The following is a 24,241-nucleotide window of genomic DNA, read 5'->3' on the forward strand; positions in this document are numbered from 1 at the left end:
GGCTAACGGGCGTCGCGTCGGACCTTCAGGGCCGCGAGGATCAGCGGAATCTGCAGCGGCAGACGGCCCACCGCAATCGCCTTGAGTGGCAGCGGCGTCGAACTGCGGCCGAGCCAGTCCGCGGCCATCTGCACGTTCGCAGGGAAGACGCCGACGAACAGTGCCGCGGCCAATCCGCCGCCGAGTCGCCGGGTCCGGGGAACCGCGATGGCGGCTCCGATCGCGAGTTCGGCCGCGCCGGAGAGGTGGGTGTAGGTGCGGGCGCTGCCAGGCAACGCGGGCGGAACGATGCTGTCGAACGGCTTGGGGTTGACGAAATGCAGCGTGCCCGCGCCCAACAGGAGGGCGGCGAGTCCGGTGGCCGGAGAGATCCTCATGCCGTCAGCGTGCCCGACGGAGCCCGGCTGCGCCAGGCGCGCCGCGGCCGGTTGTGCGGCGCGTGCGCCTGATCGGAGGTTAGGCTGCCAGCCGATGTCAGCGAACTGGAGAACAATTCATGGCCGGTAAGTTGCGTGCGCGGCTACGCAATCAGGAGGCACTGACCGATCGGCCGGACTTCGCGTTGGTCGGGGTGCTGCGTATCCCCGAGGTGTTACGCAGCCCCTCGCATGCCATCTTCCGGCGGGTCCTGATGGCCGTCGCCGTGCTGATGGCCGCCGTGGTGGTCATCTACATCGACCGCGACGGGTATCGGGACGCCCAGGAGAACGAGCTGTCCTTCCTGGACTGCCTCTACTACGCGACGGTGTCCCTCTCGACCACCGGCTACGGCGACATCACCCCGATCACCCCGAGTGCGCGTCTGATCAACGTCATCGTCATCACCCCGCTGCGGGTGCTCTTCCTCATCATCCTGGTCGGAACCACGCTCTCGGTACTGACCGAGCGTTCCCGTCAGGCATTCAAGATCCAGCGTTGGAGGCATGCCGTGCGCAATCACACCGTTGTCGTCGGATACGGGACCAAGGGGCGGACGGCGGTCGACGCCATGCTCGGCGACGGCGTCGCCGCTGCCGACATCGTGGTCGTCGACACCGATGCCGCCGTCCTGGAATCGGCCGCCAGCCTTGGCCTGGTCACCGTGCACGGATCGGCCACCAAGTCCGACGTGCTCCGGCTGACCGGCGCGCAGAACGCGGCCGCCATCATCGTCGCGACCAACCGCGACGACACCGCGGTCCTGGTCACGCTCACCGCCCGCGAGATCGCGCCGAAGGCAAAGATCGTCGCCTCCATCAGGGAGACCGACAACGCGCATCTGCTCCGCCAGTCCGGGGCCGACTCGGTCGTCGTCTCGTCGGAGACGGCCGGCCGCCTGCTCGGCATCGCCAGGACCACCCCGACCGTCGTGGAGATGGTCGAGGACCTGCTCACCCCGGAGGCCGGTTTCGCGATCGCGGAGCGCGAGGTCGAGCACGACGAGATCGGCGGGTCGCCGCGGCACCTGTCCGACATCGTGCTCGGGGTGGTTCGCGACGGTCGGCTGGTCAGGGTCGGTACCCCCGAGGTCGATGCGGTCGAGGCGAACGACCGCCTGCTCTACATCCGCCGCGTGGGCAACTAGCCGTGGCCCACTTCGAAATGACCGACCTGCCGATGCTCTCGCGTTCGGCGCTGGACCGAGCCGAGGAATTGCGCACGGACAGTGAGGCTTTGCTGGCCGGCTGGACCGAGGCGCTGGTGCTTCGGGTCAATCACCGCGGACAGGTCCGCATCGACGGCGCCGAGCTGGTCCTCGAGCCCGCAACCGAGCTCGGTCCCGAACCGGTCTCCGGTGCGGTCTTTCTCGGTCGCCGCGACGGCAGGCACCTGTGGGCGGTCCGGGTGGCCGCGCTGACCGGCGAGCTCAGCGACCTGAGGTTCGTCGGCCACCAGCTGGGTGATTCGAGCGCAGGCCTGCTGACGACGGCCATCGCGATCCTGAACTGGCACGACAGCGCCGGCTTCAGCGCCATCGACGGGGCCGCGACCACGCCCACGATCTCCGGTTGGTCGCGGCACAGCGTCAGCACCGGTCACGAGGAATTCCCTCGCACCGACCCCGCGGTCATCTGCCTCGTCCACGACGGTGCGGACCGGGTACTGCTCGCGCGGGGTCCGAGCTGGCCCGAGCGGCGCTTCTCGGTCCTCGCCGGGTTCGTCGAGGCGGGCGAGTCGCTGGAGTCCTGCGTGGTCAGGGAGATCGCCGAAGAGGTCGGGCTGGTGGTCGGCGACGTCCGGTACCTGGGCAGTCAGCCGTGGCCGTTCCCGCGGTCGGTGATGATCGGGTTCTCCGCGGTCGGCGACCCGGACGCCCCGCTCACCTTCGCCGACGGCGAGATCGTCGAAGCACACTGGTTCGGCCGCGACGAGGTCAAGGCGGCGCTCGAGGCGGGCGACTGGACCTCGGACTCGGACGCCCGGCTGTTGGTGCCGGGGTCCGTGTCGATCGCCCGCGGAATGCTCGAGGCGTGGGCCAGGGCCTAGTTAGAGACCGAGCGCCTGCTTGACCTGCGCGAGCGTCGGGTTGGTGGCCGTGCTGCCGTCCGCGTACTTCACGGTCGGGACGACGTGGTTGCCGTCGTTGACGCTGCCGACGAAGTCGGCGGAGGCGGGATCGTCCTCGATGTCGATCGCGTGGTAGCTGATGCCCGATTCGTCGAGCTGCTTCTTGAGGCGTCGGCAGTACCCACACCAGGTGGTGGAGTAGATGGTCAGGTCGGCGGCGATTTCGGTAGCGGTCACGGCGCATATAACACCACGACCGCCGGGTCTGTTCCACGTCGGTTGTGACGACCGCGGCTCGATGCGGCGCTGTCGGTGCGCCCTGCCACAATGGACGCCATGTCAAGCGGCGATACGGGCCTGGACCCCCAGCAGTCGGCCGCGGTGCTCGCACCCCGGGGACCGGTCTGTGTGCTGGCGGGCGCGGGAACGGGCAAGACCAGGACCATCACCCGCAGGATCGCGCACCTCGTCGCCGGCGGGCACGTCTCCGCCGGGCAGGTGCTGGCGGTCACCTTCACGGCGCGGGCCGCGGGGGAGATGCGTGGCCGGTTGCGCACCCTCGGCATCGGTGACGGCGCCAACCAGGTGCAGGCGCGCACCTTCCACGCCGCGGCGTTGCGTCAGCTCCGCTACTTCTGGCCGCAGGTCGTCGGCGACACCCAGTGGGAGCTGCTCGACCGCAAGTTCGCCGTCGTCGCGCAGGCGGCCAACCGGGTCGGCCTGTCCACCAGCACCGAATCGGTCCGCGACCTCGCGGGCGAGATCGAATGGTCGAAGGCGTCGCTGATCGCGCCCGAGGACTATCCGGCGGCGGCCGCGCGGACGCGGCGTGAGCCGCCCGTCGATGCGGCCAAGGTCTCCGACGTCTACGCCGCCTACGAGGCGCTCAAGGTCCGCGACGGCGCGATGCTGCTCGACTTCGACGACCTGCTCCTGCACACCGCGGCCGCGCTGGAGGAACACTCCACGGTCGCGGAGGAGTTCCGGGATCGGTACCGCTGCTTCGTGGTGGACGAGTACCAGGACGTGACGCCGCTGCAGCAGCGGGTGCTCGATGCCTGGCTCGGGGAGCGCGATGACCTGACGGTGGTCGGCGACGCGAACCAGACCATCTACTCGTTCACCGGCGCGACGCCGCGGTACCTGCTGGACTTCTCCCGGCGGTTCCCCGATGCCGCGGTGGTCCGTCTCGAGCGGGACTACCGGTCGACTCCGGAGGTCGTGTCGCTGGCGAACCGGGTGATCGGCGCCGCCCGCGGGCGGATCGCAGGCACCAAGCTCAAGCTCATCGGGCAGCGTCCGGCCGGGCCGGAACCGGAGTTCGCCGAGTTCGACGACGAGCCGGCCGAGGCGGCGGGGGTCGCGAAGGCGATCCAGAAGCTCATCGCGGGCGGCACCCCTGCCGCGGAGATCGCGGTGCTGTACCGCATCAACGCCCAGTCCGAGGCGCACGAGCAGGCACTGACCGAGCTGGACATCCCGTACCAGGTGCGCGGGGGCGAGGGCTTCTTCACCAGGCCCGAGGTGCGCCAGGCCGTGTCCGCGCTGCGGCAGGCAGCCGGTCGCGTCGACCTGCCGCCCGAGGCGGGGCGCGGGAAGGAACTGATCACGCTGGTCCGCGCGATCCTGGTGCCGCTGGGTCTGACGGACACCGAACCGGTCGGCGCGCAGGCCAGGGAGCGCTGGGCCTCGCTCGGCGCGCTCGTCGCGCTCACCGAGGACCTGCTGGTGCACGAGCCGGAGCTCGACCTCGGCGGACTGCTCACGGACCTCGCCGCGCGCGCCGAGGCACGGCACCCACCAACCGTGCAGGGCGTCACGCTCGCCTCACTGCACGCGGCGAAGGGGCTCGAGTGGGACGCGGTGTTCCTGGTCGGGCTTGCGGACGGCACCCTGCCGATCGCGCACGCCCTCGGCGACAGCAAGTCGCCCGACGACGAGGCAGCCGTCGAGGAGGAACGCCGACTGCTCTATGTCGGCGTCACCCGTGCCCGCGAGCACCTGCAGCTGTCCTGGGCGCTGGCCCGCAACCAGGGTGGCCGCAAGTCCAGGCGCCGTTCCCGGTTCCTGCACGGACTCATCCCCGAGGACTCACCCGCCTCACGGATCGCGGCGCCCGCGCCGCAGAAGAAGCTCCCGCGCTGCCGGGTGTGCGGCAAACAGCTCCTCGGCTCCGCCGCGACGATGCTGGGACGGTGCGAGTCCTGCCCATCGAACCTCGACGCGGCGCTGTTCGACTCCCTCAAGGCCTGGCGGTCGGCCAAGTCGAAGGAACTGAAGGTCCCCGCGTACGTGGTGTTCAGCGACACCACGCTGACCGCGATCGCCGAGCAGCAGCCGCGCGACGACCGCGGGCTGGTGGCGATCCCCGGGATCGGGGCTGCGAAGCTCGAACGGTACGGGTCGGACGTGCTCGCGGTTGTCCGGGGTGAGGATCCGATCGGACCCGCCGAATAACCGCAGGTCAAAAATAGGTTGTGCGGGTCGCAGGCGAAGGCATACCCTGGCTTCTGTCATCCGCACGAACGAAAAGGGAGGTGAACGGCACATGATCGATTGGAACGGCAGCGCGCAGGAGTACGCGGCGACCACTCGTGTCGCAGGCGCCGCTCATTTGCCCGCAGCTACGCGCCTTCGCGCACGCGCAGCAGCTCTTTCGTCCGTGCCCCGGGGTAGAAACCGAGTCACCACTCGGTAGGAACTCTCCTTCCTCTCGGCCACGGACGCACCAGCGGACCGTGGCCTTTGTTTTTGAGCTCGTCGCTCCAAAAGCCCGGCTTCTCGGTCCGCACCACGACCCGAATCCATTGCAGAGCTTTAAGGAGAACGACGTGTCTACCGCGACATGCCGAGACGATTACCGGACCGTGACCGCCATCAGCGAGCCGACCGTGATCGCACCTGCGCGACGTGAATTGCCGTGCCGTGCCGACAATCCCGACCTCTGGTTCGGCGAGACCCCCGCCGAGCTGGAGCAGGCGAAGACACTGTGCGCACAGTGCCCGATCCGCGCCCGCTGCCTCAGCGCCGCACTCGACCGCGCCGAGCCGTGGGGCGTGTGGGGCGGTGAGATCCTCGATCAGGGTGTCGTCATCGCCCGTAAGCGTCCCCGCGGGCGGCCCCGGAAGGTCGCGGTCTGCGCATGAGCGGGAAAGGACGTCAGAACGCGTAGTCGACGACGACCGGGGCGTGATCGCTCATTCGCCGGTCCGCGGCCGGGTCGCGGTCGGTGCCTGCGGCGCCGGCCGCCAGGGCGAGCCGAGGCGTCGCGAGGTGGTAGTCGATGCGCCAACCGGTGTCGTTCGCGAACGACTGTCCGAGCCACGACCACCACGAGTACGGCCCGTCGGTGTCGGGATTGCGACTGCGGACGACGTCGACGAGGGTGCGGGGCGACAGGATCGAGTCGAACCACTCGCGCTCCTCGGGAAGGTAGCCCTCGACCTGGTTGCTGCGCCGCCAGTTCCGCACGTCGTGGCGGGTGTGTGCGATGTTGAGATCGCCCATGAGCAGCAGCTCGCGCCCGCGTGCGCGGGCGTCGCGGCGTGAGCGCGCCAACTGGCGCGCGAACGCGTCGAGGAAGCGCATCTTGCGTTCGTAGCGGGCGCCGCCGTCCGGCGCCTCCCGCATTCGACCCGGCTTCTGGAGGTGGGCGGGGAGACCACCCTTCGGCAGGTACAGCGACGCGACGGTGATCGGCGCGTCCGCGAGGTCGACCTCGATGTACCGGCCCTGGGCGGCGAACTCGCGGAGCCCCCGCGCCAACGGCACCGGGTCGAGTTTGGCTGTGGCGGTGTGAACTTCGCCAGGAGTTCGCACCAGGGCGGTGCCGCTCCAGGTTCGCACCGCGTCGGGCGCGCGACGAGTCAGGATCGCGACGCCGTTGCGGCCGGCCAGCGTCCCCTCGTCGTAGGCGAGGTGGAAGGGACCGAACACCCCGGGGGGAATCGCGCTAGCCCGGGCCCGCACCTCCTGCAGCGCAACCACGTCGGGTGCCCGTTCGCGCAGCCACTGCTCGAATCCGCGGCGCTGCGCCGCCCGGATGCCGTTGATGTTGAACGTAGCGATCCGCACGATCGCCCAGTGTAGGCAGCCGGGCTACGCCCTCAGCCGAGGGCCACGCCGAGTTCGGCGGCGAAGGTCTTGATCATGTGCTGGACGCCGATCTCGTTGCGGCCGATGATCATGTGGTCGTGCTGGCCGCGCCGTACCCCCTCGCCGCATTGCGGCAGCATCGCGAAGTCCTCGTCGCGGACCGCGCCGTGCACCTGCGCGAAGACGTTGTCATACAGGTCGCGCTGTTCGTCGGTGGTCGCGGGGAACCGGGCCATCCAGCTGTGGCGAAGCGTGCAGCGCGTCGGGGACCCGGCGGGGAGCATGTCGAGGATTTCGACGCCGACCGGGCTGTTCGCGAGGATGAGGTTAGGGTAGATCCAGTAGATGACCCCCATGTTTGCCGTGGGGTCCCACGTTCCCTGAGGGTTGGCGTCCAAGTCGGCAATCCAGTTGAACGGGAAGCCCATTCGATGATGTCTGCCGAAGGTGTCGTGAATCGAGGTATTCGCGACGGTGTTCTGGCCGATCACGCTCTCGGAGTGGACGAACGGGAAGTGGTAACTCTCCGCGAAGGCCTCGAGAGCCCCCTTCCAGCTCACGTCTGACTCGAATTCGCGCTCGTCGTGGTAGCCGTAGGAGCGGTAGTCGAACTGGGCCAGTTCCGGGCCCATCGCACCGAGATGTGAGTCCACGTCAATGGATTCGCCCGCGGTCAGCACCGCCCAGACAAACCCGTACTTCTCCTGGCTCGGCAGTTCGACCAGTCCGTAGTCGGTGCGCTCCATGCCGACGAAGCCGTCCTTGCCGGGCACGCCAACCAGATTTCCGGTGTTCTTGTACGTCCACGCGTGATACGGGCAGGTGAAGCGAGTGGCGTTGCCGGATCCGCAGGCCGGCATCGCGCCGCGGTGTCGACAGTAGTTGAGGAAGACGTGTGCGGTTCCGCCGCTGTCGCGGGTGACCAGCAGCGAGTCGCCGAGGACACTGCGGACGACGTAGTCATTCGGCTGTCCCACTTGGGCGCTGGGCACGATCGCCAACGGGGTGCGCCGCAGGATCTGTCCCTCCTCGACCTCGGTGATCTTCGGGTCCCGGTAGTAGTCCAACGGCACGCGCAGCGGTGACTCCGCCATGTCGGTCGTGCCGTCGAGGACGTGCCGGAGAGCGCGCCGGGTGAGGTTGTCCGTCAGGCCGGTGTGACCGGTGGCGGGCTGTGTGGTCATCGTCTGGTCCTTTTCCGCGTCCAGGTAGGCCGCTCTTTCGCAGACCATACAATAGACATTATTTGTACGGTCTAGATCCTCGAGATCCGAGTCCGATTGCTCGGGCCCACTCGAGGTGCCTATGCGCAGGTAGGGTTCGACCGACGCTCGTGGGCGGGAGGGGAGAAGGGCTGATGCGCACACACGGTTGGTCTGGTGCGACACCGGCCGACGACGACGAGGCGATTGCCCGCATCCTCGGCGCGGCTCGCCGAGCACTCGACCGGTCCGGCGGCGACATCAGCATCACGGCGGTCGCCCGGGATCTCGGTGTCACCCGACAGACCGTCTACCGGTACTTCCCGACCGCGGAAGCCCTGCTCGGTGCCACCGCGATAGCCCAGGCCGGTCCGTTTCTGGATCTACTCGCCGCACATCTCGGCGGTATCCGCGACCCCGCAGAGGCCGTCGTGGAGGGCATCGCCTACACCCTTGAACAGATACCCGAGGAGAAGTACCTGAACATGGTGCTCGCGCCTGGGCGGGCCAGCGCCTTCTCGGCGGGCGTCACCTCTGACACCGCGCTGGCGTTCGGCCGGTCGATCCTCGAACGGTTCGGCGTCGACTGGGCCGAGGCGGGCCTGGCCGGCGCGAACCTCGACGAATTGGTCGAACACATGCTCCGCATCGTGCAGTCGTTCGTCATCGATCCCGGGCGCCCGCGCCGCAGCGGCGCCGAGCTGAGGAATTACCTACGGAAATGGGTCGCACCGGCGGTGGATCGAATGCGGCTGTGTCCTACTCAGTGAATCCGGGCAGCCACTTCGTGAGGATCTCCATGTACGGCGCGTAGGCGTCGAGCTGGGCGCAGATGCCGACCGAGCCGAGCAGGACCCGGAAGATCATCACGTATTCGGCCGGCATGTTCAGCGCGCGTGCGGTCCGGAACTGAGCAGACGAGAAGTCCGTCGCCGTGCCTGCCGCCTTCTGCAGCCAGGCCCTGGTGAAGTGGAAGGACTCGGTGTGGATGGGGTCGGTGAACGGCCGCAGGTAGTCCGCGATCTCCTGATCCGTGACGTTTCGGCCGGGAAGCACGAAACCGTTGGTGCGCAGTAGTTCCGTCAGCTCGTCGAAACGCTCCTCGAGGGCGAGCCGGACCATCCTGCCGAGCACCGGGGGCAGCCCGCTTGGCATCGGTGCGCAGGCGCCGTAGTCGATGATGCCGAGACGACCGTCCTCGAGCATCATGAAGTTGCCGGGGTGGGGATCGCAGTGCAGCAGTCCCACCCGGGCGGGCGAGGCGAAGTGGAACTCGGCGAGCAGGGCGCCCGCGCTGTTGCGTTGGTCGGCGGTGCCGTCGGCGATGATCGTCGAAAGCGGTGTCGCCGACATCCATTCGGTGATCACCACCTTGGGCGAGCTCGCCACCACCTTCGGGATGGCGAACTTGGGGTCGCCCGCGAACTCGGCGGCGAACGCGCGCTGGTTGTTCGCCTCGATGCGGTAGTCCAACTCGTCCTCGGTGCGGGCGGTCAGTTCCTCGAGGAGGGGCTTGACATCCGCGCCGGGGATCACCGAACTGAACATCCCTGCGAACCGGGAGAGCGTCCGCAGGTCGGCGCGAAGGGCCTCGTCCGCGCCCGGATACTGCACCTTCACCGCCACCTCGCGGCCGTCCGACCACACCGCGCGGTGTACCTGCCCGATGCTCGCCGAGGCCGTCGGAACGTCGTCGAACGACTCGAAGCGTTCGCGCCACTTGCTGCCCAGCTGCTCGCCGAGCACCCGATGCACCTTCTTGGCAGGAAGCGGCGGCGCCTCGGCCTGCAGCTTCGTCAGCGCCTCCCGATACGGCTCCGCGAACTCCTCGGGGACCGCGGCCTCCATCACGCTGAGCGCCTGCCCGAGCTTCATCGCGCCGCCCTTGAGCTCGCCGAGCACGGTGAACAACTGCTCGGCGGCCTGCTGGGTCAGCTTGGCGTCGATCTCCTCACGGTCGCCGCCGACGAGCTTGCGGCCGAATCCGACCGCCGCGCGCCCCGCGATCCCGAGTGGAATGCTCGCCAGTTTGGCGGTGCGGGCGGAACTGCGGCGGGGGATGTCTGACACGCACTCCATCATGGCTGACGATCCGCCGGTTCGCCCACATGTGCGGCGCGCCGTCGGCATCCGCAGTGTGGGTGCTGCGGCCAGGACCTCCTGACCAGTTGGTACGTCGTCAGGTTCAGTTCCAGGGTGGTGTCGAGGCAGGCGGGTGACCGGGTGGGTTGGGCGGCGATCAGCACGTGCAGTTCCGCGACCGCGAGCGCGGTGGTGGCGAGGATCGCCGCCGGGTCCGCGTGCCCGACCGCGCCGAGCAACTGCGCGGCCAGGTGTGGCCACTCGTGGTCGCGGGAGGTCCTGGTCAGGTCGGCGCACCGCAGGCAGCTGGTCCGGCCGGGCAACACCAGCGGCCCGACGACGCCCATCCCGTCGCGCAGCCGGACCTGCAGGTGCGGCACCCGTGCATCGACGAGCTCGGCCACGACCCTCGGATCGGGTACCAGTTCGTCGGCGAGCACCACGCAGGCCGACCGGTCGATGCGCGGAGCCCCGGCGCCGCCGAACGGTACGGACCGGGTCAGCCGCACCCGGCCGTCGGCGAGGGCGCCCGCGATGCCGTCCGCGAGCGGCCCGCGGCCGTGCACGTGAACGGCGCGCACGCCGCGGCGTGCCGGGACGGCGGGCATCAACAGTGCGGCGCCGGCCAACTCGGACAGAATGGCCCCGGTGTCGGCGGTTGTCAGTCCGATTTCGTGTGCCCGCCAGAGGATCTCGTCGCGGCTGTGCTGACCGTCGAGCAGCCGGAGCAGCGCGGCCACCGAGTTCGGGGCGACCCCGGTCGGAACGGTGAGCAGCAGGGCGCGCTCGGGATCCCAGCCCAACTGGACGCTGCCGCTGGGCCGAACCAGGATCGGGATGCGCGGATCGAGTCGCGGGCCCGTGTTCAATGCCGACGCCGGTGTCATGTCCCGACCCTCGCAGGTGCGCCGAGGGATATGAGCGTCGCGCACCCGGTTATCCACAGGGCCGCGGCGCCGGTGACCTGGCGTTTCGGCCGGGGCGGCTAGTCCTTCGGTTCCTCGGGGTCGCCTGCGGCCCGGCCCTCCTCGCGCTCGCGGGCCTCGGTCGCCAGGAGCTGCGCGATCGGGTCCTCGAAGGCACTGGTGCCGCCGCCGACCACGCGGTCGACGAAGCCTGCCGGGCTGTCGAGGTCCGAGGAGTCGGGTAGCAGGTCGGGATGCGCCCACACGCCGTCCCGGCCGTCGATCCCGGCGCTGTCGGTGAGCAGGTGCCACAGCCGCGACGCCTCGCGGACCTTGCGGGGACGCAGTTCCAGGCCGACGAGGGTGGCGAAGGTCTGCTCGGCGGGGCCGCCGGTGGCGCGGCGCCGCCGGAGCGTCTCGCTCAGCGCGCCCACCCCGGGCAGTCGGTCGCCGAGCGCCTCGGAGACCACGGTCTCCACCCAGCCCTCGATGAGCGCGAGCATGGTCTCGAGGCGCTCGAGGGCCTGCTTCTGCTCGGGCGTCGTCTGCGGCTCGAAGGCGCCCTGCTGGAGGATCTCCTCGATCTTCGACGGGTCGGTCAGCGCGCTGGGGTCGATGCCCTGCGCCGCCTCCTCGATCGCGGAGAAGTCCATCTTGATGCCGCGCGCGTACTCCTCGACGGTGGCCAGCAGTCGCTGCCGCAGCCACGGCACGTGCACGTACAGCCGGTGGTGGGCGGCCTCACGGGCGGCGAGGAACACCAGGATCTCGCGGTGGGGCTGCTCGAGACCCTCGCTGAACTTCTCGATCGCGGTCGGCAGCAGTGCCGCAACGCCATTCGGGCCGAGCGGCAGCCCAACGTCGGTGGAGGTCAGTACCTCGGAGGAGAGCTGGCCGAGCGCCTGGCCGAGCTGCGAGCCGAACGCCAGCCCGCCCATCTGCCCGAGCATGCCCATCATCGGGCCCGCCATCTCCTTGGCCTCGTCCGGCAGCCCGGACACCCACATCCCCGAGATCTGCTCGGCGACCGGGTCGCACAGCCGCTTCCAGGTGTCGAGGGTGTTGTCGAGCCAGTCGGCCGCCGTCCAGGCGACCGCCTTGGACGCGCCAGCGGGGAGCGTGGTGGCGCCGTCCAGCCACACCTCCGCGAGGCGGGCGGCGTCGGCGACAGCGGCGGCGGTGCCGGTGGAGATCGGCGTCACGGAACCGAGCTGCTGGAGTGCGAGCTTCTTGGCGACGTCGTAGTTGACGGGGCCGCTACCGCCGCCGGTGCCCATCGCGCTGCCCATGCCGCTGAGCATCTGCCCGAACTGCGTGAGCATCTGGCCGAGCTGCGCGGGGTCGAAGCCTTCGGGGCTGAAGCCGAACGGGATCCCGCCCTGACCGGGGGAACCCTCGCCGTCCCGATCCTTGTCCCGGTCGGGATCGTTGTCCGAGTTCGAGAAACCAAACGGCGGATTGCTCATGACTCAACGGTACAAGGCATCGTGGACGGAGGTGACCGCGGAGATGACGCTCAGGGCGAACACGCCGAGCGGCCCTCTACGCTGGGCCGGGTGAATCGACGGATGGTGACCCTGGCCGCAGCGCTGGTGCCGGTGGTGGCGCTCTTCACTCTGGGGACCGCGGTGACGGTGCCGTTCGTGGCCCTCGGGCCGGGACCCACGTTCAACACCCTCGGTGAGGCCGATGGCAAGCCCGTGGTCGAGATCGAGGGGACCGACCTGGATCCGACGTCGGGAAACCTCAACATGACCACCGTCTCGGTCCGCGACGGGCTCAACATCTTCGAGGCCTTCGGGAACTGGATCAGCGGGCGTTACGGTCTGGTGCCGCGCGCCGAGGTGTATCCGCCGAACAAGAGCAAGGACGAGGTCAAACAGGAGAACGAGGCCGACTTCGCGCAGTCGGAGGATTCCGCGGAACTGGCCGCGCTGCACTTCCTGGACCTCCCCGTCGCGCTGGAGGTGGTCGACGTCTCGAAGGACGGGCCGGCCAAGGACGCGCTGCGGGCTGGCGACCAGTTGCTCGCCATCAACGGCACGCCGGTCCGGACCGTCGGCGAGGTGCAGCGGGCGGTGGCCGAGCTCGACCCGGGCACCGAGGTCAGCGTGCTGCTGCGCCGTGACGGCCAGGAGATGACGGTGCCGGTGACGCTCGGGGCGCGGCCTGGGGCGGCGGACCGCGGCTATCTCGGGATCACCCCGCAGGAGAATCCCGAGGTCCCGTTCACGGTGGAGTTCAATCTGGCCGAGGTCGGCGGCCCCTCGGCGGGACTGATGTTCACCCTCGCGGTGATCGACAAGCTCTCGCCAGGCGAGCTGAGCGGCGGCGGGTTCGTGGCGGGCACCGGGACCATCGATTCCGACGGCGAGGTCGGTCCGATCGGTGGCATCCCGTACAAGTTGCTCGCCGCACGCGAGGCCGGGGCAACCACCTTCCTGGTGCCGTCGAAGAACTGCGACGAGGCCAGGCAGCGGGTGCCCGAGGGCCTGCGGCTGGTGAAGGTGGACAACCTCGACGGTGCCGTCGCCGCGCTCGACTCGCTGAACTCCGGCGGCGACGCGCCTGCCTGCTAGTCGTCGGGAGCGTCGAACGTCGCGTACAGCGCGTTCACCAGGTTCGGGGCGAGGTCCTCGTAGGTGAGCAACTCGGGTTCGGCGTCGAGGTCGTCGTCCTCCGGCTTGAGCTGCAGCACGCAGACCGACGGTCCGTCCCGTAGCACCGCGGCGATGAGCCGGGCCTCGCGGCGCTCGGGGTGTGCGTTCGCGGTGGCGCGGGCGATCTCGTCGGCGGCGTGTTCATCGGTCACCACAGGGGCGACGGCGCTGTCGAGGTCGGACTCGGCCGTGGGCGGCAGCACCACGATCTCCTGCACCAGCGCGCACCCGACGACCTCGGCGGGCCAGCTGGTGGTGGACAGGAACTCGTCGAGCGCCGGGGTGCCGCCACCGATGTCCTCGGGGAACGGTTCCTGCTCCACGGGCGTCAGCTCGGCGCCGTCCTCGAGCTGATCGATCAGGTCCGGCTCCGCCGCGGCAAGGACGGCGGTGGGGACGAGGGCGAACATCACCGGCGGTTGACCCCATCCGCCGGCGTCGACGAAGTCCGACACCTCGCGCACGCACCGGGGGAGTGCGTCGACGGAAAAGTCGGCCGAGTGGCCGTAGTACACGCCATTGCTATCGCTCACGGTCCCATCCTCCCACCCACACGTAGAGTGGTCACAACCACCGCGGCGCCTGTGCGCCGCCCGAATCACTGGAGAGTGGCACGTGGGCATGCGGCCCCCCACCGGATTACCGTCTTTGTCCCGTCGAAGCCGAGTGCTGCTGGTACTGGCCCTCGTTGCCGCGGCACTGTTGCTGATCGGCCCGCGGCTGATCGACACGTACACCAACTGGTTGTGGTTCGGCGAGGTCGACTACCGAACCGTCTTCACAACGGTGCTCGTCACCAGGCTCGTCCTGTTCCTGGCCGTGGCGTTGCTCGTCGGCGGGGCGGTGTTCCTGGCGTTGCTGCTGGCGTACCGCTCGCGGCCGGTGTTCGTGCCGGTGGCCGGGCCCAACGACCCGATCGCCCGCTACCGCACCTCGGTGATGGCCCGGCTGAAGGCGTTCGGCATCGGGATCCCTGTCGCGATGGGTCTGCTCTCCGGCCTCGTCGCGCAGTCGAACTGGGTGACGGTGCAGCTGTTCCTCAACAGTGAGTCGTTCGGGATCAAGGACCCGCAGTTCGGCCTCGACATCGGGTTCTACTCGTTCGATCTGCCCTTCTACCGGCTCGTGCTGAACTGGCTATTCGTCGCCGTAGTCGTCGCTTTCTTCGCGAACCTGGTGACGCACTACATCTTCGGCGGGCTTCGCCTGAGTGGCAGGGATGGCGCGCTGACCAAGGCCGCGACCGTCCAGCTCGCGCTGCTGGCAGGCACTTTCGTGCTGCTCAAGGCCGTCGCCTACTGGCTGGACCGGTATTCGCTGCTCTCGAGCAGCCGCAAGGAACCGACCTTTACGGGCGGCAGTTATACCGACATCAACGCGGTGCTGCCTGCCAAGCTGATCCTGCTCGCCATTGCGGTGATCTGCGCTCTCGCCTTCTTCGCCGCGATCTTCCTGCGCGACATCCGGATCCCGGCGATGGCCGCCGCATTGCTGGTGCTTTCCTCGATCCTGATCGGGGCCGTCTACCCGATGGTGGTGGAGCAGTTCTCGGTGAAGCCGAACGCAGCGCAGAAGGAGAGTCCGTATATCGAACGGAACATCCAGGCGACCAGGCAGGCGTACGGGATCACCGACGACAAGGTCGAGTACGTCGACTACACGGGCGTCGCGACGAAGCAGCCGCAGGACGTGCCTGCGGACGTGACCACCATCGCGAACACCCGGCTGCTTGACCCGAACATCTTGTCGCCGACCTTTACCGCGCAGCAGCAGTTGAAGAACTTTTATGCGTTCCCGAAGGCGCTCAACATCGACCGGTACGAGCTGAACGGTCAGCTCCGTGACTTCGTGGTGGCGGCGCGTGAGCTCTCGCCCGCCAGCCTGAGCGGTAACCAGACCGACTGGATCAACAAGCACACGGTGTACACGCACGGCAACGGGTTCATCGCCGCGCCGGCAAACCAGGTGACCAAGGTGTCGGGCGACGCACAGAACAACACCGGTGGCTACCCGATCTACAGCGTCAGCGATCTCAAGACGCAGCCGTCGGATCAGGCTCTGCGGGTGGACAATCCGCGCATCTACTACGGCGAGGTGATCGCCAAGTCGGATGCCGACTACGCGATCGTCGGCGCCGCGGGCGGTGAGCCCCGCGAGTACGACACGGACGACTCGAAGTACACCTACACCGGCGACGGTGGCGTCGGGATCGGCAACTGGGTGAACCGGCTGGCGTTCGCGGCCAAGTACACCGAGCGCAACATCCTCTTCTCCGGTGCGATCGGGGACGACTCGAAGATCATCTACAACCGGGACCCCCGCGACCGGGTGAACCAGGTCGCGCCGTGGCTGACCACCGACGGCACCATCTATCCCGCGGTGGTCGAGGGCCGGATGCAGTGGATCGTCGACGCCTACACGACGCTCGACAACTACCCGTACGCGCAGCGCACCTCGCTCGACGGACTGGTCGAGGACAGCGTGGACCAGGCCACCGGCCGGCTGCTGCCGAAGAAGGAGGTCTCCTATATCCGGAACTCGGTCAAGGCCACCGTCGACGCCTACGACGGCACCGTGACCCTGTACCAGGTGGACGAGCAGGACCCGGTCCTCAAGGCGTGGATGGGCGTGTTCCCCGGAACCGTCCAGCCGCAGTCCGCGGTCACCGACAAGCTGAGGGCGCACTTCCGGTACCCCGAGGACCTGTTCAAGGTCCAGCGGCAGATGCTCGCGAAGTACCACGTTGACGACCCGAACGAGTTCTTCACGAACAACAACTTCTGGTCGGTGCCCAGCGACCCGACGGTCGAGACCGACAAGAACCAGCCGCCGTACTACGTGCTGGTCGGTAACCAGGAGACGGCCAAGCCGGAGTTCCGGCTCACCAGTCCGATGGAGGGTTTCAACCGCGAGCTGCTGTCGGCGTACATCTCGGTGAAATCCGATCCGGAGGACTACGGCAAGTTCACCGTGCTGCAGCTGCCGACGGAGACCCAGACGCAGGGCCCGCAGCAGGCGCAGACCGCGATGACCTCGAATCAGACGGTCGCCAGCGCGCTGTCGTTGATCAAGCAGTCGAACAAGATCCAGTACGGCAATCTGCTGACGCTGCCGATCGCCGAGGGCGGCATTCTGTACGTCGAACCGCTGTACACGCAACGGAACTCGCCGAACGCCTTCCCACAGCTCACCGCGGTGCTGGTGAGCTTCACCGACACGAAGGGCATCCGCGTCGGGTACGCGCCGACGCTGGCGGAGGCGCTGGACCAGGTGTTCGGGCAGGGGGCGGCCGCCGTGGCGACCGCGCCTGGCGGGGCGTCGCCGCCGTCGAACGAGCAGCAGACGCCGTCTCCCGGACCGGTCCCGGTCCCGGCGCCTGCGCCCAGTGGCGACGTCGGATCCGCGCTGAACGAGGTCGATGCCGCGCTCGCGGCGGTGAAGTCGGCCCAGCAGAGCGGTGACTTCGCCGGCTACGGCGCCGCGCTCGACCGGCTGCAGAAGGCGGTCGACGCCTACCAGGGACTGCCCAAGTAGCAGCGCACGACAAGAGGGGCCCTGCCGTCCGACCGGACGGCAGGGCCCCTCTTGCTGGGCTGGATCAGCGGGTCAGGCTCGCGAGGGCCACACCGTTGTTCGCGATCAGCTGCTGGATCTGATCTCCGAAGCCGTGCTGGGTCGCGAGGGCGACGGCGGCGTCGGTCGCCTTCGTGACCTGGTCGGCAGTGGGTGCCGGGATGGTCGCGAGGGCGGGCAGGGCCGGGGCGATGACGGCCGGGATCGGGGCAGGCGCGGGGGCCGGTGCGGGCTCGGGAGCCGGCTCCGGTGCGACCTCCTCGGTCGCGGTGGTCAGGTACTTGCCGCAATGCGGCCAGGCGCCGGGGCCCTGGCTCACGAGGGTGTTCTCCGCGACGCGGATCTGCTCGGCCTTGGAGGCGCCGTGCGGGGATCCGGAGCCGCCGTTGGCGGTCCAGGTGCTCTGCGAGAACTGCAGGCCGCCGTAGTAGCCGTTTCCGGTGTTGATGCCCCAGTTGCCGCCGCTCTCGCACTGTGCGACGCCGTCCCAGTTGTGGGAGGCGGCGTTGGCGGTGCCGGTGGCGAGGCCGAAGGGAAGCGCGACGAGTGCGCCGGTGGCGGCAACCCATCCGATGGCACGCGTGGTCATCTTGCGAGTGGTCATGCGGGTGAATCCTCTCCGCGCTTGCGAACGGGCAGGCCTGGGCGGAGTTGAACTCGTCTCGCCCGGCACAAAACACTGGCGCCGCGTCCCTGCCCCTCGAAGGTTTCGGGGTTCCGATCCCGCGGGGCAGAGTGAGCAGCGGCGGGTCGGCTGATGCCCGGTTGTTTCGGGCCGGTGGCGACCGTACGCAACAATTTCGACGTGGTCATCCCGGTCGACAGAGCCGCCCAACAGCAGCGATTTCGGGCGAGATCGGACATTTCCCCAGGTGAGCGGGCGTCGTTGTAAACCGGATGCGCGTTCGTTATTCGTCCGTTATGTGGCTGGGATCACCGGCTATTTGTGCCGTGGGTCACCCGAATCTGTGCTCGCCGCGAGGGGATATCGGGCCGTCCGCACGCGATTTGTGTTCTGTTCCAACGCTCGTGTAACTTCGTTCATGCATCGCGGGGTGGAGCAGCTCGGTAGCTCGCTGGGCTCATAACCCAGAGGTCGCAGGTTCAAATCCTGTCCCCGCTACCAAAGAACGAAAGCCCGGTCCTCGGACCGGGCTTTCGTCGTTTCCGGGGTGCAAACAGGTATGTACCCGGGTAGTTCTCCCGTCGTCACGCGGCTGTGCGGGCGGGAGGCTGTGAACATGACCACCGAACAGCTGACAGCTCGTGACTACCTCGCCGCAATGTTCTCCCGCGACTTCGTCGAGGGGGGATTCGACGTCGACGCTGTCGAGAAGATCCATGGCGGTGTGTTCGACGAGTGGATCCTCGCGGTTGCCCGATCGGGTGTGCTCACCAATAGGGAGGTCGCGCTGGTGACGGAATCGTGGCGGCGCGACCCGAGGCTGCTCATGGACGCTCTGCTCTTGGACTCGGACCGAGTGACGCGTGGGCGCTACGAGTCGGCATGGGAGGCCCTGGATCGGTCGGCGGAGGAGCGGGCTGAGGCCGTGGTCGAGGGCGTCCCGATCCTCGTGTAGAGTTATCAGTGCAGCGCGGGGTGGAGCAGCTCGGTAGCTCGCTGGGCTCATAACCCAGAGGTCGCAGGTTCAAATCCTGTCCCCGCTACGAAGACGAAGGCCCGGTCCAACAGGACCGGGCCTTCTGTCGTTTCCGCTGTCGGTCGATTCCTACTGCGCGCCAACGAGGCCCGCGCGACGCGCGGCCGCGACCGCCTCGCCCCGCGAAGTCACCTCGAGCTTCCGGTGGATCGACTTCACGTGGCTGCGGACGGTGTTGACGGAGACGAACAGTTCAGAGGCGATCTCCGCGGCGCTCAGCGGGGTCGGCAGGAGGGCGAGAACCTCAAGCTCGCGGCGGCTCAGGGTCTCACGGTTGCCGGCGTAGGTGCGGTACAGCCGGAACGTCTCGCGCATCTCGGTGATCCGCGCCGACAGGGCGCCCACATCTATAGCGCCGGTGCACAGTTCCTCCGCGCGGCTGAGTGCGACCATGGCCTCGTCCCGGTTCCCCAACGCAAGGTGCGCCCGCGCCACCTCGATCAGCAGGTGTGGCACCACGAGAACCGTGTCGCCACCGCCGCTACGAGCGCACTCGAGTGCGCTCGTGGCAGTGGCGAGTCCGAGCGTCGGCTCGCCCCGCTCGATCTGCAGCCGGGCCAGCGCATGTTCGGCGGGCAGGTAGACGGGATCGGGACCGATTTGGAACGCGATGCGGGCCTGGGCGCATCGTTCGACCTCGACGGCGGCCGATGCCCGGTCGCCGAGTTCGAGATGGCACAGCGCCCGGTACGCGGGGACGAACAGCCGCAGTGGACGGGCCAGGGGAGGCCCCTGGTCCAGTCGGTCGAGCACCTCAAGTGCCTCCGCGCAGCGGCCCTCGAGGTACAGCATCGTCGCCAGGCGCAGTTCCGCCAGCGGAACCAGTGGGACGGTGGAGTTGTACCGGGTGAGGAACCTCTCCCCGGCCCGCCGGGAGGAGCCGACGTCGTCGTAGCAGGCGGACCCGTGGATGAAGTCCTCGACGTCGTCCCAGGTGCGGAAGGCGTCGACCGGTTTCGTCGGCGATGCGAGTCGCCCCCGGGCGAGGGCGCGATCACGGCGGGCCGCATCGCCCCCGGTTGCGCTCGCCCACGCCTCCCAGAACGCCAGGCGCGGATCGCGTTCGAGCGCCGACAGGGGGATTCGTTCGAGCCAGCTCAACCCGAGCGATTGTCGCGGCACGACCGAGTTGGCGCGCACGTTGGACAGGATGTCGGCGATCGTGTCGTAGTCCTCGGCGCCAAGCAGGTGATGGATCGTCGCGGTCACGTCGTTGGCCCCCTCGAAATGCCCGGCCGCCCGACGGTGCAACTCGCGGCGGCCGGCGGGGTCCACCCGACCGAGTTCGGAGTGGAGGCGTTCCCGCACCAGGTGATGCAGCCGCCACCAGCAGCCGTCGTCGTCCAGGGCCGCGATCAGGCCGGTGGAGTCGGCGACGTCCATCGCCACCGTCCACGCGTGGTCGCTCTGCAGGACCTCGGTGAGGATTGCCGCGTCGAACCGTTCGAAGACCGACATGCGGCGGAGCAGGTCGTAGTCGTCGCGCGTGCTGCCCGCCAAGCCCTCACGGACCAGGGCGTTGAGTCCGGCGTCGTCGTCCGGCCGCTGCGACACGACGCGGGACAGGGAATGCCCGTGGGACATCGCCGATCCGATGAGAGTGACGGCGGCGGGCCAGCCGTCGGTGGCATCACCGATGCGCTGCACCTCGTCGGCAGTCAATCGCAGGTCGTGGGCGCGGCAGAGGAGGTCCGCGATCTGAGCGGAGCCTAGGCGCAGCGTCGCCGACGAGAGTTCGATGCCGTCCCCTCGCGCACGCAGTCGGGTGAACGCGGGGAGTTCGAGCGGGATCCGGGTGCTGACGACCACGGTGAGGTTCTCCGGGATCCGGCCGAGAAACCAGTCGAGGCTCGCGAGGGTCTGCTCCCGGGTGATGAGGTGGGCGTCGTCGAGGACGAGGGTCCAGCTGTCGGGGGATCCGGCGAACGCGTCGAGCAGCGGCACGATGACGTTCGCCCGGACCTCGCCGGATTTCGCATCCGCACGGCCGTGGAGTCCCGCGGCCGCGGCGGCCGTCGCGATCGCGTCCCAGAGCACGCCCGGATCGTTGTCGTCGTCGTCGAGGCTGACCCACACCGACCGCGCCGTGTCCCGGTGCTGGAGCCACTGGGTGATCACTGTGGTCTTGCCGTACCCCGCCGGCGCCCGGACCACGACAGCGCGCGCCCGGCGTTCGAGCAGGGCGAGCACGTCTAGGCGCAGGATCGAGCGAGGGCCGGTAGTCGGCGGGCGGAACTTCGTTACGGGATACATCACCGCACATTCTCGCGGGTGCTGCCGCCTGGGATTCACCTGGGTGATTAGCGTTCCAGGACGGGGTCGATGCCGCCGGTTCGCCCTACGCTCACAGGTGAGGCCGACGTGATCGAGAACGTCGGAGCGGGGCTGGCATTCAGGAGGAACCCCTTGAGCAACGCACATCAGTCCGAAGAACGCGCCCGTCACGAGTCGGTGCCGTCCGCGGAGCGCTTCGGACACCTGATCGAACGTGACGACGCTGCCGACTTCCCGTTCTACAACGGGACTCCGACGACCCTGTCGGTCGGCCAGTGGATCGCCGTGTGGGCGTCCGTTGCGGTGGGCTTCGTCGCCCTGACCCAGATCCCCGCCCCGAACAACGTCGTCGACCTGATCCCTCGGATCCTGTTTGTCGCCATCCCGCTGACCGTGCTCGCACTGGTCACCCGCGACCACTGGACCGCCCTGTTCCGCCGGGTCACCGGACGCGACGTGCGCCTCATGTTCGGCTTCGCCGTCCTCAACATCGCCGTGACGGCGGCTCTCGGGGCGATCGTTATGGCACTGTTCGGCGCGGCGGGGAACACGGCGGCCGACGACGTCGGCAAGGACGGCGCGCTGGACGTCGTCGCGTTCTACGTCGGCACCGGCATCCAGTTGCTCGGCGAAGAGATCTTCACGATGCTGCCGTTCCTCGCGCTGCTGTACTTCCTGTACTCGAAGGCGAAGCTGTCCCGCAAGACCGCGATCGTCCTCGCATGGCTGATCAGCGCGGTCTGGTTCGGTGCGGCACACCTGCCCACCTACGACTGGAACTTCGCGCAGGCCTTCATCGTCATCGGCGGCGCCCGGCTCGTCCTGACGCTGGCCTACATCCGGACGAAGAACCTGTGGGTCTCCACCGGCGCGCACATCATCAACGACTGGGTCATGTTCACCGTGTCCATCATCGGCGGCGCGGCACTGATCGCCATGTGATCGCCCGCATGTGAGGATGCACGCATGAACTGGTGGATCGTGACCCATGTCCCGTTCGAGGGGCCCGCGTTGATCGCGACGATGTTGGACGCCAAGGGGATTCGGTACCGGACGTGTGCGCCGTATGCCGGCGAGCCGCTCCCGGATGCGGCGGACTGCGCGGGGCTGATTGTCATGGGCGGACCCATGAACGCGCTCGACGACGCCGGGCACCCGCACCTTGCCTCCGAACGCGCACTCATTCGGGACTGCCTCGATCTCGGTGTCCCGGTGCTGGGCGTGTGCCTCGGTGCTCAGCTGATGGCGGCGGCGCTCGGGGCCGACGTATTCCAGGGTCCGGCAGGGGAGTTCGGCGCCGGGACGGTCACCCTCACCGATGCGGGCAAGTCGGACAAGGTCTTCGGCGGTATCGACGGCGAGGTGCCGGTGGTGCACTGGCACGGCGACACCTTCGACCTGCCGGAGGGGGCGGTGCTGCTCGCCGGCAGCGCGTCCTATCCCCACCAGGCCTTCCGGATCGGGGACAACTCCTACGGTCTGCAGTTCCATGTGGAGCTGACCGCCGCCGAGCTACCCGTCCTGCGTGAGCACATGCCGGCGGGCACGGTCCCCGACGCCGACCACCTGGCGAGCGTCGAGGCCGTCGGCCGCATCGTCATCGGTGCCTTCCTCGGCTAATCCTCCGTCGAATCCATCTCGATCAGGACCCGTCGCAGCAGCTTTCCGGTGGCGTTGCGGGGCAGCTCCTCGAGGAACACCACCTCGCGGGGCACCTTGTAGCGGGCGAGACGCTCCTTCACGTATGCCTTGAGCACCTGGTCGTCGCGGGTGGAGTCCGCGCTCGGCACCACGAAAGCCTTGAGGCGGTGGCCGAATTCGGTGTCGTCGACACCGATCACGGCCACCTCCAGCACATCCGAACGTTCGTAGAGCAGGTTCTCTACCTCGAGCGGATAGACGTTTTCGCCGCCCGAGACGATCATGTCGTCGTCGCGGCCGTCGACGAAGAGCAGCCCGTTCCTGTCGAAGTGGCCGACGTCGCCGGACGAGAGGAGGCCGTTGATGCGCTCCTTGTCGCGGCCGTCGGTGTATCCGCTGAAGCTCAGACCGCTGGCCACGAAGATCCGGCCAACCGTCTCGGGCTCGGTGATCCGCACGCCCGCATCGTCGTAGAGCTCGATGTGGCAGGTCACCGGCGCCCTGCCCGCGGTGCCGGGGGCCATCGCGAGGTCGGCTGGGGTGGCGACCGTCGCGACCGCGACTTCGGTTGAGCCGTAGAGGTTGTGCAGCACATGGCCGAACGCCTCGGTGGTGCGCCTGCACAGGTCGGGTGACAGGGCGGATCCCGCGGCGAAGATGATCTTGAGATTGGTGGTGTCGTACTTCGACAGGGTCGCGGGGCCGAGGTCGATGATCCGCTGCAGCATGGTCGGCACAACGACGAGGACGTCGGCCCGCTGCTCGGCGACGAGCCGGACGCTCTCCTCGGGGTCGAACCTGCGCTGCATGATCACGGTCTGGCCGAGCGCAAGCGCGATCGCGAACTGGGACATGCCGGTGCCGTGGAAGGCAGGCGCCGCCATCACCATCGTCTGGCCGGGGCGCAGCGGCACCCGGTCGAGGAACTGGGCGGACGCCAGCGGCGAGGTTCGCTCGCGGGGGGCGCCCTTCGGTGTTCCGGTGGTGCCGCTGGTGAGCAGCACGAAGCTGCCGTGGGTCGGCGGATGGGGCACGGCGTGGGTGGGTTGGCCGGCGATGAGATCGTCCAGCATCCGCGCATGGCGCCCGGAGTCCTCACCCCAGGACAGGAACAGGCGCACATCCGACGGCAGGGCCGCGGCGACGTCGGCGAACTCCTCGTCATAGACGAATGCCCGAACCTGTTCGCGGGCAGCGACATCCACCAACTGCGGGGGAGCGAAACCGGTGTTCATCAGGACCAGCTTGGCGCCGAGCTTGGCGGCCGCGAGCATGGTGAGCACGAGTCCGCGGTGGTTGCGGCACATCGCGCCCATCACCGACCCGGGGGCGATGCCGTCGGCCTCCCAGGCGCGCGCCAGCGCGTTGGACTGCTGCTCGAGCTGCGCGTAGGTCAGCTGCCCGCGCTCGTCGATGATCGCGACCGCGTCGAGGCCCGCCTCGGCGTGCGCGTGGATCGGTCCGGCGAAGGGGCCGTACTTGCGGACCGCGAGAATGCTGGCGATACCCCGGTCGACCCGGGGAAACGGGACGAGACCCGCGCGCATCATCACCCTCGCCGCCCCGAGAGTGTCGGTCACCTTCGTCAGAACACCCGGCATTGGAATTGCCCCCCTGAGCCCAGAATCGATCGCTGATGGACGGCTCTCAGCCTAGTGCCG

Annotated in this window: 21 protein-coding genes and 2 tRNA genes; 12 read left to right on the top strand and 11 right to left on the bottom strand. The window is 68.7% G+C overall.

Annotated features, from left to right (window positions below):
• Positions 1–2: 2 nt before the first annotated feature.
• On the bottom strand, positions 3–377 hold the full coding sequence (locus ACFXMV_RS22260; RefSeq protein ID WP_378501025.1) for a hypothetical protein: 375 nt from the start codon (positions 375–377) through the stop codon (positions 3–5).
• Positions 378–496: 119 nt separating this feature from the next.
• Here ACFXMV_RS22260 and ACFXMV_RS22265 point away from each other — a divergent pair, with 119 nt between their 5' ends.
• Together ACFXMV_RS22265 and nudC are read left to right on the top strand one after the other, a co-directional pair.
• The gene (locus tag ACFXMV_RS22265; protein ID WP_378501026.1) at positions 497–1,564 is read left to right on the top strand and encodes a potassium channel family protein; all 1,068 of its coding nucleotides are present in this window, start codon (positions 497–499) and stop codon (positions 1,562–1,564) included.
• 17 nt (positions 1,565–1,581) lie between these two features.
• Positions 1,582–2,466 carry an NAD(+) diphosphatase gene (gene nudC / locus ACFXMV_RS22270; protein ID WP_378501029.1) on the top strand — a complete coding sequence of 295 codons (885 nt, stop codon included), beginning with the start codon at positions 1,582–1,584 and terminating at the stop codon, positions 2,464–2,466.
• Here the strand turns inward: nudC and ACFXMV_RS22275 are convergent, their stop codons facing one another.
• Entirely contained in the window at positions 2,467–2,724 is a 258-nt protein-coding gene (locus ACFXMV_RS22275) for a mycoredoxin (RefSeq protein WP_378501027.1), read from the bottom strand.
• Positions 2,725–2,814: 90 nt separating this feature from the next.
• Here ACFXMV_RS22275 and ACFXMV_RS22280 point away from each other — a divergent pair, with 90 nt between their 5' ends.
• Together ACFXMV_RS22280 and ACFXMV_RS22285 are read left to right on the top strand one after the other, a co-directional pair.
• Positions 2,815–4,944 (top strand): ATP-dependent DNA helicase UvrD2, encoded by a 2,130-nt coding sequence (locus ACFXMV_RS22280; RefSeq protein ID WP_378503639.1) that lies wholly within the window; start codon positions 2,815–2,817, stop codon positions 4,942–4,944.
• Positions 4,945–5,354: 410 nt separating this feature from the next.
• Positions 5,355–5,633 carry a WhiB family transcriptional regulator gene (locus tag ACFXMV_RS22285; protein WP_051636997.1) on the top strand — a complete coding sequence of 93 codons (279 nt, stop codon included), beginning with the start codon at positions 5,355–5,357 and terminating at the stop codon, positions 5,631–5,633.
• 13 nt (positions 5,634–5,646) lie between these two features.
• Here the strand turns inward: ACFXMV_RS22285 and ACFXMV_RS22290 are convergent, their stop codons facing one another.
• Together ACFXMV_RS22290 and ACFXMV_RS22295 are read right to left on the bottom strand one after the other, a co-directional pair.
• Entirely contained in the window at positions 5,647–6,561 is a 915-nt protein-coding gene (locus tag ACFXMV_RS22290; RefSeq protein ID WP_378503640.1) for an exodeoxyribonuclease III, read from the bottom strand.
• 32 nt (positions 6,562–6,593) lie between these two features.
• Positions 6,594–7,766, bottom strand: coding sequence for an aromatic ring-hydroxylating dioxygenase subunit alpha (locus ACFXMV_RS22295; RefSeq protein WP_378501221.1), 1,173 nt, complete (start codon positions 7,764–7,766; stop codon positions 6,594–6,596).
• Positions 7,767–7,939: 173 nt separating this feature from the next.
• On the opposite strand from ACFXMV_RS22295, the gene ACFXMV_RS22300 reads away from it, so the two are divergent.
• Positions 7,940–8,554: a TetR/AcrR family transcriptional regulator gene (locus ACFXMV_RS22300; RefSeq protein ID WP_378501219.1), complete on the top strand. Its 615-nt coding sequence runs from the start codon at positions 7,940–7,942 to the stop codon at positions 8,552–8,554.
• Here ACFXMV_RS22300 and ACFXMV_RS22305 read toward each other — a convergent pair.
• From ACFXMV_RS22305 to ACFXMV_RS22315, 3 genes are all read right to left on the bottom strand, one after another.
• The gene (locus tag ACFXMV_RS22305; protein WP_378501218.1) at positions 8,544–9,866 is read right to left on the bottom strand and encodes an ABC1 kinase family protein; all 1,323 of its coding nucleotides are present in this window, start codon (positions 9,864–9,866) and stop codon (positions 8,544–8,546) included. The two genes, ACFXMV_RS22300 and ACFXMV_RS22305, sit on opposite strands and share 11 nt — an antisense overlap.
• The gene (locus ACFXMV_RS22310; protein ID WP_378501217.1) at positions 9,863–10,753 is read right to left on the bottom strand and encodes a hypothetical protein; all 891 of its coding nucleotides are present in this window, start codon (positions 10,751–10,753) and stop codon (positions 9,863–9,865) included. The genes ACFXMV_RS22305 and ACFXMV_RS22310 overlap by 4 nt, the downstream gene beginning before the upstream one ends.
• A 98-nt stretch (positions 10,754–10,851) precedes the next feature.
• Complete coding sequence (locus ACFXMV_RS22315) at positions 10,852–12,237, bottom strand: zinc-dependent metalloprotease (protein WP_378503641.1); 1,386 nt, start codon at positions 12,235–12,237, stop codon at positions 10,852–10,854.
• Between the two features lie 90 nt (positions 12,238–12,327).
• On the opposite strand from ACFXMV_RS22315, the gene ACFXMV_RS22320 reads away from it, so the two are divergent.
• Positions 12,328–13,350 carry a PDZ domain-containing protein gene (locus tag ACFXMV_RS22320; protein ID WP_378501672.1) on the top strand — a complete coding sequence of 341 codons (1,023 nt, stop codon included), beginning with the start codon at positions 12,328–12,330 and terminating at the stop codon, positions 13,348–13,350.
• Here ACFXMV_RS22320 and ACFXMV_RS22325 read toward each other — a convergent pair.
• Positions 13,347–13,964, bottom strand: coding sequence for a PPA1309 family protein (locus ACFXMV_RS22325; protein WP_378501671.1), 618 nt, complete (start codon positions 13,962–13,964; stop codon positions 13,347–13,349). The genes ACFXMV_RS22320 and ACFXMV_RS22325 overlap by 4 nt on opposite strands.
• 82 nt (positions 13,965–14,046) lie before the next feature.
• Here ACFXMV_RS22325 and ACFXMV_RS22330 point away from each other — a divergent pair, with 82 nt between their 5' ends.
• Positions 14,047–16,965 carry a UPF0182 family protein gene (locus ACFXMV_RS22330; protein WP_378503642.1) on the top strand — a complete coding sequence of 973 codons (2,919 nt, stop codon included), beginning with the start codon at positions 14,047–14,049 and terminating at the stop codon, positions 16,963–16,965.
• A 64-nt stretch (positions 16,966–17,029) separates the two neighbouring features.
• Here ACFXMV_RS22330 and ACFXMV_RS22335 read toward each other — a convergent pair whose 3' ends face one another.
• Complete coding sequence (locus tag ACFXMV_RS22335) at positions 17,030–17,608, bottom strand: transglycosylase family protein (RefSeq protein ID WP_378502467.1); 579 nt, start codon at positions 17,606–17,608, stop codon at positions 17,030–17,032.
• A 445-nt stretch (positions 17,609–18,053) separates the two neighbouring features.
• Here ACFXMV_RS22335 and ACFXMV_RS22340 point away from each other — a divergent pair.
• The 3 genes from ACFXMV_RS22340 to ACFXMV_RS22350 all read left to right on the top strand — a co-directional run bounded on the left by ACFXMV_RS22340 (position 18,054) and on the right by ACFXMV_RS22350 (position 18,672).
• Positions 18,054–18,130: transfer RNA gene (locus tag ACFXMV_RS22340), tRNA-Met, on the top strand.
• 115 nt (positions 18,131–18,245) lie between these two features.
• Positions 18,246–18,584, top strand: a complete 339-nt coding sequence (locus ACFXMV_RS22345) for a hypothetical protein (protein ID WP_378503643.1) — start codon at positions 18,246–18,248, stop codon at positions 18,582–18,584.
• Between the two features lie 14 nt (positions 18,585–18,598).
• A tRNA-Met gene (locus tag ACFXMV_RS22350) sits at positions 18,599–18,672 on the top strand.
• Positions 18,673–18,734: 62 nt separating this feature from the next.
• On the opposite strand, the gene ACFXMV_RS22355 is transcribed toward ACFXMV_RS22350, so the two are convergent.
• The gene (locus ACFXMV_RS22355) at positions 18,735–20,918 is read right to left on the bottom strand and encodes a LuxR C-terminal-related transcriptional regulator (RefSeq protein WP_378503644.1); all 2,184 of its coding nucleotides are present in this window, start codon (positions 20,916–20,918) and stop codon (positions 18,735–18,737) included.
• Between the two features lie 153 nt (positions 20,919–21,071).
• On the opposite strand from ACFXMV_RS22355, the gene ACFXMV_RS22360 reads away from it, so the two are divergent.
• Positions 21,072–21,881, top strand: coding sequence for a CPBP family intramembrane glutamic endopeptidase (locus ACFXMV_RS22360; RefSeq protein WP_378501067.1), 810 nt, complete (start codon positions 21,072–21,074; stop codon positions 21,879–21,881).
• Between the two features lie 24 nt (positions 21,882–21,905).
• Positions 21,906–22,559: a type 1 glutamine amidotransferase gene (locus ACFXMV_RS22365; RefSeq protein WP_378501066.1), complete on the top strand. Its 654-nt coding sequence runs from the start codon at positions 21,906–21,908 to the stop codon at positions 22,557–22,559.
• Here the strand turns inward: ACFXMV_RS22365 and ACFXMV_RS22370 are convergent.
• The gene (locus ACFXMV_RS22370) at positions 22,556–24,181 is read right to left on the bottom strand and encodes an acyl-CoA synthetase (RefSeq protein ID WP_378501065.1); all 1,626 of its coding nucleotides are present in this window, start codon (positions 24,179–24,181) and stop codon (positions 22,556–22,558) included. The genes ACFXMV_RS22365 and ACFXMV_RS22370 overlap by 4 nt on opposite strands.
• Positions 24,182–24,241: the final 60 nt, after the last annotated feature.

Origin of the sequence: Rhodococcus sp. NPDC059179 (assembly GCF_042754885.1) — a bacterium.
GTDB lineage: Bacteria > Actinomycetota > Actinomycetes > Mycobacteriales > Mycobacteriaceae > Rhodococcus_G.

Coding starts and splice junctions, on each gene's coding strand:
- ACFXMV_RS22295 (WP_378501221.1), bottom strand. CDS start 7,766: ATGACCACACAGCCCGCCACCGGTCACACCGGCCTGACGGACAACCTC.
- ACFXMV_RS22335 (WP_378502467.1), bottom strand. CDS start 17,608: ATGACCACTCGCAAGATGACCACGCGTGCCATCGGATGGGTTGCCGCC.
- ACFXMV_RS22355 (WP_378503644.1), bottom strand. CDS start 20,918: ATGTATCCCGTAACGAAGTTCCGCCCGCCGACTACCGGCCCTCGCTCG.
- ACFXMV_RS22310 (WP_378501217.1), bottom strand. CDS start 10,753: ATGACACCGGCGTCGGCATTGAACACGGGCCCGCGACTCGATCCGCGC.
- ACFXMV_RS22280 (WP_378503639.1), top strand. CDS start 2,815: ATGGACGCCATGTCAAGCGGCGATACGGGCCTGGACCCCCAGCAGTCG.
- ACFXMV_RS22370 (WP_378501065.1), bottom strand. CDS start 24,181: ATGCCGGGTGTTCTGACGAAGGTGACCGACACTCTCGGGGCGGCGAGG.
- ACFXMV_RS22260 (WP_378501025.1), bottom strand. CDS start 377: ATGAGGATCTCTCCGGCCACCGGACTCGCCGCCCTCCTGTTGGGCGCG.
- ACFXMV_RS22265 (WP_378501026.1), top strand. CDS start 497: ATGGCCGGTAAGTTGCGTGCGCGGCTACGCAATCAGGAGGCACTGACC.
- ACFXMV_RS22345 (WP_378503643.1), top strand. CDS start 18,246: ATGACCACCGAACAGCTGACAGCTCGTGACTACCTCGCCGCAATGTTC.
- ACFXMV_RS22300 (WP_378501219.1), top strand. CDS start 7,940: ATGCGCACACACGGTTGGTCTGGTGCGACACCGGCCGACGACGACGAG.
- ACFXMV_RS22305 (WP_378501218.1), bottom strand. CDS start 9,866: ATGATGGAGTGCGTGTCAGACATCCCCCGCCGCAGTTCCGCCCGCACC.
- ACFXMV_RS22365 (WP_378501066.1), top strand. CDS start 21,906: ATGAACTGGTGGATCGTGACCCATGTCCCGTTCGAGGGGCCCGCGTTG.
- nudC (WP_378501029.1), top strand. CDS start 1,582: ATGACCGACCTGCCGATGCTCTCGCGTTCGGCGCTGGACCGAGCCGAG.
- ACFXMV_RS22315 (WP_378503641.1), bottom strand. CDS start 12,237: ATGAGCAATCCGCCGTTTGGTTTCTCGAACTCGGACAACGATCCCGAC.